Source organism: Coprococcus sp. LG101-27 (assembly GCF_027695515.1).
Classification (GTDB): domain Bacteria; phylum Bacillota; class Clostridia; order Lachnospirales; family Lachnospiraceae; genus Allocoprococcus; species Allocoprococcus comes.
Genome location: NZ_JAQEUJ010000028.1, coordinates 23,991 through 32,735, shown reverse-complemented (window position 1 = coordinate 32,735; position 8,745 = coordinate 23,991). Strand labels below are relative to the sequence as shown.

At 44.9% G+C, this 8,745-nt stretch carries 7 protein-coding genes; 6 read left to right on the top strand and 1 reads right to left on the bottom strand.

Annotation, left to right across the window (positions count from 1 at the left end; translation table 11 throughout):
• Positions 1 to 72 precede the first annotated feature (72 nt).
• Positions 73 to 1,467, bottom strand: a complete 1,395-nt coding sequence (gene ltrA / locus PG766_RS14545) for a group II intron reverse transcriptase/maturase (RefSeq protein ID WP_117824796.1) — start codon at positions 1,465 to 1,467, stop codon at positions 73 to 75.
• Positions 1,468 to 2,367: 900 nt separating this feature from the next.
• Between ltrA and PG766_RS14540 the strand changes: the two genes are divergently transcribed.
• From PG766_RS14540 to PG766_RS14515, 6 genes are all read left to right on the top strand, one after another.
• Complete coding sequence (locus PG766_RS14540) at positions 2,368 to 3,543, top strand: MarR family transcriptional regulator (protein ID WP_243114165.1); 1,176 nt, start codon at positions 2,368 to 2,370, stop codon at positions 3,541 to 3,543.
• 2 nt (positions 3,544 to 3,545) lie between these two features.
• Positions 3,546 to 4,076: a hypothetical protein gene (locus PG766_RS14535; RefSeq protein WP_005333547.1), complete on the top strand. Its 531-nt coding sequence runs from the start codon at positions 3,546 to 3,548 to the stop codon at positions 4,074 to 4,076.
• A gap of 257 nt (positions 4,077 to 4,333) precedes the next feature.
• Positions 4,334 to 4,861 carry a DUF5697 family protein gene (locus PG766_RS14530; protein ID WP_117536971.1) on the top strand — a complete coding sequence of 176 codons (528 nt, stop codon included), beginning with the start codon at positions 4,334 to 4,336 and terminating at the stop codon, positions 4,859 to 4,861.
• Between the two features lie 6 nt (positions 4,862 to 4,867).
• Positions 4,868 to 5,569: a DUF6100 family protein gene (locus PG766_RS14525; RefSeq protein WP_118710266.1), complete on the top strand. Its 702-nt coding sequence runs from the start codon at positions 4,868 to 4,870 to the stop codon at positions 5,567 to 5,569.
• A 109-nt stretch (positions 5,570 to 5,678) separates the two neighbouring features.
• On the top strand, positions 5,679 to 6,785 hold the full coding sequence (locus tag PG766_RS14520; RefSeq protein ID WP_022415648.1) for a hypothetical protein: 1,107 nt from the start codon (positions 5,679 to 5,681) through the stop codon (positions 6,783 to 6,785).
• The gene (locus PG766_RS14515; RefSeq protein ID WP_022415647.1) at positions 6,775 to 8,745 is read left to right on the top strand and encodes a VirD4-like conjugal transfer protein, CD1115 family; all 1,971 of its coding nucleotides are present in this window, start codon (positions 6,775 to 6,777) and stop codon (positions 8,743 to 8,745) included. Before PG766_RS14520 ends, PG766_RS14515 begins: the two co-directional genes overlap by 11 nt.

Sequence of the window (8,745 nt, the reverse complement as noted above, 5' to 3'; positions counted from 1 at the left end):
AATCGAGTAGGAGGCGGTGACTAACCGCCGTCCTCTCACACCACCGTGCGTACCGTTCGGTACACGGCGGTTTCAATAGTTGACGTGCACAGACTGATAGGCTGTGGCTAAATCATAGAAGCCACTGTTTATCAGTCTTTCTTTTGTCATGGCTTTCTTAACTGTTGTCAGATTCGCACAATACCAGTGTCCTCTTCGGCAGTTTGCTGCCATGTTCGCATAGTATTCGTGTACTCCCATCTTTATCAGATTTCTTTTCTTTGTTCTTGGAAGTTTCCACTGTTTCCATATACACATACGTATTCTGCGGTAGAGCCATCCGTTGATGTCATCTATGTTGTTCTTCATACTTGCAATTCCGTAGTAGTTAAGCCATCCCCTCGCATACACCTTGATTTTCTCAAGGCTTGGCTTGATTGACTGACATCGCTTACGGGAAGATAACTCCTTCAGTCTAGACTTAAACTTCTTCCATGACTTCGGATGAATTCGGACATAAATGCCTTTTCCGTTCCTTCCCAATGCAAAGCCAAGGAATTTAAAATTTCGGATTGCAAATACACTGACAGTACGACTCTTTTCTCGGTTGACTGTAAGTTTCAGCCTCTCCTCAAGATATTTTGTACTGCTTTCCAAGAGTCTCTCTGATGCTCGCTTGCTCTTTGCAAGAAGCACAATGTCATCTGCATATCTTATGCATGGAACGCCTCTTTTCAAGAATTCCTGGTCGAACTCATTGAGGTAGACATTTGCCAGCAATGGTGATAGATTTCCACCTTGTGGTGAGCCTTCCTCTGTGTCAATGACTACTCCGTTTTCCATTACACCGCTTTTCAGATAGCGCTTTATCAACTGTACTACTCGTTCATCTTTTACATTCTTCCGGAGAAGATTGATGAGAATTTCGTGATTAAGAGTATCGAAGTACTTTGACAAGTCAAGGACTACAGCAAATGTATAGCCTTGTTCTGCATACTCCTTAACCTTAAGTATTGCATCTTTTGCACTTCTGTTCGGACGATAGCCATAGCTACCCTCTGCAAACAGCGGTTCATAGATCGGCACTAACTGTTGGGTTATTGCCTGTTGAAGTGTACGGTCTACCACTGTTGGTATGCCAAGCTTTCGCACACCACCATCTGGTTTGGGAATCGTGGCTCGTCTTACTGGAGACGGAGTATACTTCCCACGGTATATGCGGTCAGTTAACTCTTGTTGATGTTCCTTTAGATATAGAAGAGCCTCCTCAATGGTCATGCCATCAATTCCTGGCGCTCCCTTGTTTACCTTAACTCTCTTATACGCTCTGTTAAAGTTATCTTTATACAGTATCGCTTCTAAAAGTCTCGGCTGTGCACTGTCTCTTTCTTTCCATATCCGATTGAATGACCTAGACGCTTTCACACACCCTTCATGTTCCGCATTATCTCTTTGCGAACAGCCATTGTTTTCAATGTTTTCTGCCATAGACAGTCATTCCTCCTTTCTCGGTCATACTCAAGACTCCTACTGATTCGGTCCTTCACCTCTCGGCTACTATGACCTCTGCTGACTTCTATGCGTTCAGCATTGCTTTATGCAATGGTTACCTCTTTCAAGGCGTACCGCACAGACCTCCCTAGGTATCACACGTTTCTTCCTCTCCATCCGTCTGCCTCATTTATCATGCATGATTCCGTGTAGTTATTGGGCTTCGATTTGGCGTGCAACCTTACCCTCATGCATAACCTCATATAAGATTTCTGTCCGTCAGACCAGAGATTTGCCCGTAAGTTAGTATTTTTTCCTCACATCCGGCTTCCTTCAGATTCCACCTCACGATGGACACCCTTGCCTTCGGCTATATCCTTCCCACTACCGGGTGGATTCGGGACTTTAACCCGTTAGAAACGTGCGCCGCTAGGCGCACACGACAAAAAAGCCCTTAACTATGGTTATTAACCACAGCTAAGGGCTTAGTTTATAATATGGAATTTGTTCAGAGCCAAGCTCCGAACTTTAGTCTGCAAGCCACCTGTTAATTGTTCCGTTACCCATAAACCACTGGATAACAAGAATAATGGCACTTGCTATGACTGTTATCAATTTGTTATCAAAAGACTAATCGAAATCGCTGAAACCCGCATAAACACTGGCTTTTTTAAGCAACTCGATTTATTCAAACTCCAGACTGACAGTACGGGGTATTAACAAAGATTGCTGAATTTTAGGCGTTTTGGAACAATTTGAAGCGCTATAAACAAATAAAAGAAATTTTTAAAATGCAATAAAAATGCAATGAAGCCTATCTCTATTCTCCGATAATTTTAGATAGCTTCTAACTTGATACCTAAATAAAAACTGTGTTATACGAAAGGAATTATCAATATGAATTACCAATTAGAACTCAAACAAATCGTGGAATTTCCACGCTGTCGCATTTACCGTGACTTCATACAAACACTAATCACAACGAAGAGCATCCGAACCACCGGAGGCTCTTTTCTTTTTTACTATCTGGTTTTATGCTCCTATGCAAATTATCGGACATCCTATCGCCGGATGGAACACATCACCTACACAGTCGGTCCCGGAGAATGGATCTGCTCCGTCACAGATCTTCAGAATTGGTTCCGCTGCCGCTTCCAGCATCAGGTATTATCTATCCTCAAGTTTTTTGAAGAACAGAATTATATTACCTATTCTCTCCTTGGCAAAAACAAGCTGGTCAAATTCAAAATAACCGACTGGCCTAAAGACAACACCATATTGGAATATAACTATCCCTGTAAAAAAGATACAGGGTTTTTCTTTTTCCCGATTGCCAAAGTTCACGAACTAATTGGCATAGGGAAATGCTCGGAGATGGATATTCTTTTAGATCTTTGGATTCATGCTGTCTACAACGATGCCACCGTACAGGGTTCGGATTCCGGTCCGGTTGTATATTACCGGAACAATACTGGCAATCCCCTTACCAGTTTTCATTCACTGGGCGACCGTTGGGGACTGTCAAAGGCATCGGTCTCCCGACTTCTGAAGAAACTGGAGGAAAAAGAATACATCACACTCATCTCATTTACAGGAAAACACGGAAGCGTAATTTATCTCAACAATTACCTGTCCGTAATGTTCAACATCAGCGATGTAATGATTGACAAGGAGGAAATCGCCATGAAGATGCAACTGCCAATCCATATACCTGAAGAAATTACTGTGGAAGAATCTGGTTCCGCCACAGTTTCAGAAACTGTCATGGATACACAAATTACCGTTTCAAAAAATGATTCCTGCGTTCCGGATTCGCATATGAAATATATCGTGCAAAAAGTCGCAGAGCTATTGGATTCACAAGGGATTCCATGCTGCCACTGTTCCAAAACCCGCTATATATTATCTCCCTTATCAGCCTGCAAAGATATATTAAATCAATATACTCTAAATATTATCTGCCCCTACGGGAACGCTGCTTACCGCTTCGAACTGTCCATAAGTCCAGGGGACGAGTCTGTCCAAAAGAAGCCTGCCATGGCAGCCCACACTGCCCTGAAGGGAGGTGAATAGGCATGGCAAACCGTAACACACAGGGGTTTCCTTCCCCGGAAGAAGATCCACGTTTCCATGACACCTACCAGTTTTTACGCAGATACCGGGATGCAACCTACAGCCTGAAGGTAGTCGTACACCAGATGGAACACCAATTTAAGCTCCAGTATGACAATGACATCGACAAATTTCTGGACTCCATCTATGCAGCCGGTGCTGATCTTACCGGAAGTGACATCGAACAACGGGCAAAAAGTATTGCCAGAAGCAACCAGATGCTGAAGCTTTTGGAATCATCCATCGATCTCCTCCGGAACAATCACAAGCATGGAGAACAGTATTACTGGATTCTCTACTACGCTTTTCTCTCTCCACAGGAAATGAAAAATACAGATGAGATATTGGATAAGCTGGCTCACCACATCACCAATATTTCCTACCGCACCTATTACCGGAAACGCAGGGCTGCGATTGAAGCACTCAGTACCATTCTTTGGGGATTTACTGCAAAAGAAACACTGGATACGCTCAACAAGTTCTTTCCGGAATAGCATCGCTCATAAAATGGCACAGAAATGACCTGCTTCTGCGATTGAAGCGTAAATTTACCCATGCTACAATAGGTATTGCTTATAGTTTTCCTTATTTCCAGCACCCATAGATGGTGCTTTTTTTGTACCTGTAAATTCAATCGCTGACAGCAGGTCATATGTACTATGTACGTACACTATACTTACAATACCAAATGTATTCTGTACGTACAGCCATACGTATAAAGTTTCCTATTATATATAGAAGGGAGTCAATCATGAAAACAAGGAACGAAATCTATCAAGGAGAGGGAGCCAAGCTCTTACGGTTCATTACCACTTACCATACTCTGAAGTATGACCAGGTTTTACAACTTTTCTCCCGACATGAGCAGTCTATCAAGTCATTGGTTACCAGCCTCATCAAACAAGGGCGCATCATTTACGATAAAGAGCATGACCTTCTTTGTGACAGCCAGCAGTCTGCTGAGAATCCTGACTATGCTATAATTACATGCTTTTGGGTACTGCTGGATTTTAAGAAAGGTATTGTATACCACACCAGTGGCGAATTTCCAATCAAGCTCAATTTCTTTTCGCAAGATGAACAATACGAAATCATCTATATCGGTGAAGAACAGGAGGCTCTGATTAATCATGTGATGGAAAGTATCCCATCAAATGGTTCCAAGCGCCTGATTGTCTTAGAATCCGAAAGCCAGGCTGCCAAAATCACCATTGATGATGTAGCCGCTTACTGCCTTGTAAATGAATCCGGTGCTGTCAGTTACTACATGAGAAAGTAGGTTATTATGACGCAAAATACACCAACCATTTACCAGCGGCTTGAAAAACTGGAAGGGGAGCTGCAAAAACTGACGAATACCGTTTACGCTCTGAAGGTCACTGATATCCAGAATTATGATAAAAATTTTGAGGAACTGAGCGTCAGTGCTGCTCTTAGAGCGGAGCGGATTGCCTGCCAGATGCGTAACCTTGTCTGTCCGGCTCTCTCCCCAAATCAAGCAGCTTATCTTCCCAAAGCGGCAGATGCACAGGGAATCCGGATTGCAGAACAGCAGGGGATTCTCACCATTACGCTTCCCGGACTGCTTCCGAAACGAAGAGTCCACACAAACACTGCATTTCTCCATGAACCGCTTAATTATATGCTTCGGGAGTATGTAAAACAAAATGCCCTGCCCCTCTATCGTGACTGCATGATATGCTTCAGTCAAATATATGACAGGGAACTTCCTCAAAGACGTATCCGGGATTATGACAATCTGGAGTTTAAACAGATTCTGGATACACTTTGTACTTATGTTCTGACAGATGACAGCGGCTTTTTCTGTGATTCCTACTACACGACACAGCTTGGCTTAAAGGACTGTACACTGGTATCGGTTATGGAAAAAGCTGACTTTCCGAAATGGCTGCAGAACCAGAAAAATCATCACGAAAGCATGTCGGAAAATCTCCTGACTTCTCAGGCAGAAATCCGACATCGGTAAGAACCACCGCAGGGAACTTTGTTTTCTTGCTTTTTTTATCTCCAAACCACCGGAGATTTACCCAAGTATAGGCTTGCATGGGTAAGAACTGAATTGAGGTGATGCTTATTTGATAAGACCTGACACTACGAAATACCGCTTACTGGAAATGATAGGGATGTGCGGGGAATTTCCCGCAGACCAGCTAAACAGACTCATCCCAAGTGCCTCCTATGCGGAAAAACTCATTACGGATTTGAAGGCGGAACACCTCATCCGTACCCACTACCGGGATGCTCTCAGAGGCTACCGTCTTACAAAAGCTGCGAAAGAGATGCTGTTATCTGTCTCGCCGCTACGCTTCCAGTGCTATCTGACCGGCAATACCGAGACGAACCTCATCCGAAGTGAAGTATCCCGACGTATCCGCTTACATCAGAAAGCCGAAACGTATCTGACACTCCTTCATGCCGGGATTCCCTTTTATCCGGATGTAAAACCTGACATCTTCTGTAATCACCGCGAAGCTGGTTCCATCGGTATGCGAAGCCTTCCTCTTTTTTACGCTTCCAGAGAAATTAAGGAATTGGGCCCGGAGACCACGAAGATTAGGAACTCCCGCAGCATGGGCATCCTGATGGCACCGCAATGTGTCTATGTCCTTTATAACACGGGAAACGGAGTCCTGAAATGGGAATATCGAACGGAAGTCCGCTTAAACGCCTTCCTGCAGCATTACCTGCAAGGCTACCCTTACAACGGACATCCACAGATCCGGGCAATCATGACCGGAACCGACATGGAAATGGCTTTCCGGCTGTTTACCAGTACCGGAGGCTACAAAAAGAGCCTGTTTATGCTGGACACCTCCTTCGAGCATTTCCATTACCTTCCCAATACTCCGGAAGGGGAAGTGCTTTTAAAACTGCTGGTTCACCCTGAGATCATGGAAAAGCTGGACAACCTCCTGCTGTCCGATCTGGGCTGCCGCAGCGATTCAATTCCACTGGAACATGATGCCACGGATGCTTCCGGGAACCCCATCCTTCTTGCTTATGATTTTGACATGCAGCGAATCAACCGGTTCAATACCGGCTTAAATGTATACGGCAGATCCGGGAACCTGATCTGTTTCGATTTTCAGATTCCGGTCCTGAAAAAATACTTAACTGCCACAATCCATTTCTCCAGTATTGACCTTTGCAAATTCAAAAGGGGGTTTTTACATGAACCGTAAATGGTGGAAGCTCATTTATATGCTTCCGATCACCTTCTGCACCCTCTATGCAGGAGGCTATGTTGCTCAATTTATCCGCAACTATCAGACCTGGGAATCTGCCGGCAATTTTGCCGGAAACGGAACTGCCCCGCAGATCCCCTCCCCGCACCCGCTCGCCTGTCTGGATGCCCTGACTGCTTTCCCGTACAATCTGTATGGGATTTTTCTATGTCTGGCAGCTTTTGGACTCCTGACCTTCCTTCTCATGCGTATGGGATTTGACCGAAACGGGGAAATAACAGACCGGGGCCGGAACCTGAATTATTCCACAAAGGGAACCTATGGGACTTCCGGTTTTATGACTTTGGAGGAAATGCATCAGGTACTGGAGCTTACGAATGATGTCAAGAAACACAAGGGAACCATTCTTGGAAAACTGAACGGAAAAGCCGTTTGTCTCCCGAAGGATACCCGCATGAACCGGAATATTGCCGTTTACGGTGCCAGCGGTTCCATGAAAAGCCGGGCCTTTGCACGCAACATGATCTTCCAGTGTGTTGCCCGCGGGGAAAGCCTCATCATCACCGATCCAAAATCGGAATTGTACGAAAGTACAGCCACTTACCTTGAGAATGCCGGATATATCGTGAAATCCTTTAATCTTGTAAACCCGGAAAACTCGGATAGTTGGAATTGTCTGGGTGAAATTGGCGGACAGGAAACCATGGCACAGGTATTTGCTGATGTCATCATCCAGAATACCGGTTCTGCCAAAGGCGATCACTTCTGGGACAATGCCGAGATGAACTTATTAAAAGCTCTGATTCTCTATGTGGATCAGGGATTCCCACCGGAGGCAAAGAATATCGGACAGGTATACAAACTCCTGACCATGAGTTCGGAAAAAGAACTGAACAGCCTCTTTGACCTGCTTCCGGTCTCCCATCCGGCAAAAGTCCCCTACTGCATCTATAAGCAGGCAAGTGACACGGTACGTTCCGGCGTCATCATCGGACTCGGTTCCAGACTTCAGGTATTCCAGAACAAGCTGATCCGCCAGATCACTTCCTATGATGAGATCAACCTGACGCTGCCGGGAAAAGAAAAATGTGCATACTTCTGCATCACTTCGGATCAAGACAGCACTTTTGATTTTCTTTCTTCCCTGTTTATGACCTTCGTATTTATCAAACTGGTCCGTTATGCAGACACCTATGGGGAAGATGGAAAACTGCCGGTTCCGGTACATATCCTGGCTGATGAGCTGGCGAATACGGGAGCAATCCTATCGCTCAACAAAAAGATTTCCGTGATCCGAAGTCGAAACCTCAGTATTTCCTGCATTTTCCAAAACCTGCCTCAGATGCAGAACCGGTATCCCTTAAACCAATGGCAGGAAATCATCGGGAACTGCGACACTCAGCTATTTTTAGGCTGTACGGATGAGGTAACTGCTACATTTATCTCTAACCGCTCCGGTGATGTGACCGTTGGTGTCAGCAGCGAAGCCAAACAATTAAATAGCTGGAGGGTATCCGATTATACACCGGAATACCGCCAGACCAGATCCATCGGGAAACGAAAGCTCTTAACTCCGGATGAGATCCTGCGGCTCCCGCTGGATACTGCACTGATTATCCTGCGTGGTCAGAAGGTACTGCAGGTAGAAAAATACGATTACACCCTGCACCCGGATGCCCAAAAACTCATTCCCCGGAAGGCTTCCGAACATATTCCGGAATGGAGAAAAGGAGCATGTAGTGAAGAATATACGTACACTCCAACTATTCCTGCTTCCCACCCGAAAAAAACCGCTTCTTATGGAAAGCAGAAAAAGAAAAAAGCTGAACCGCACTTTGACCAGCAAAGCGTTTATCAGGAACCTGGCTATCACGATTTCCCGGATGACTTCTCAGCAGATAACTATTCGGATCACACAGACATGGTTCCTTTAGATAAAGATTCTATCATGTCATAA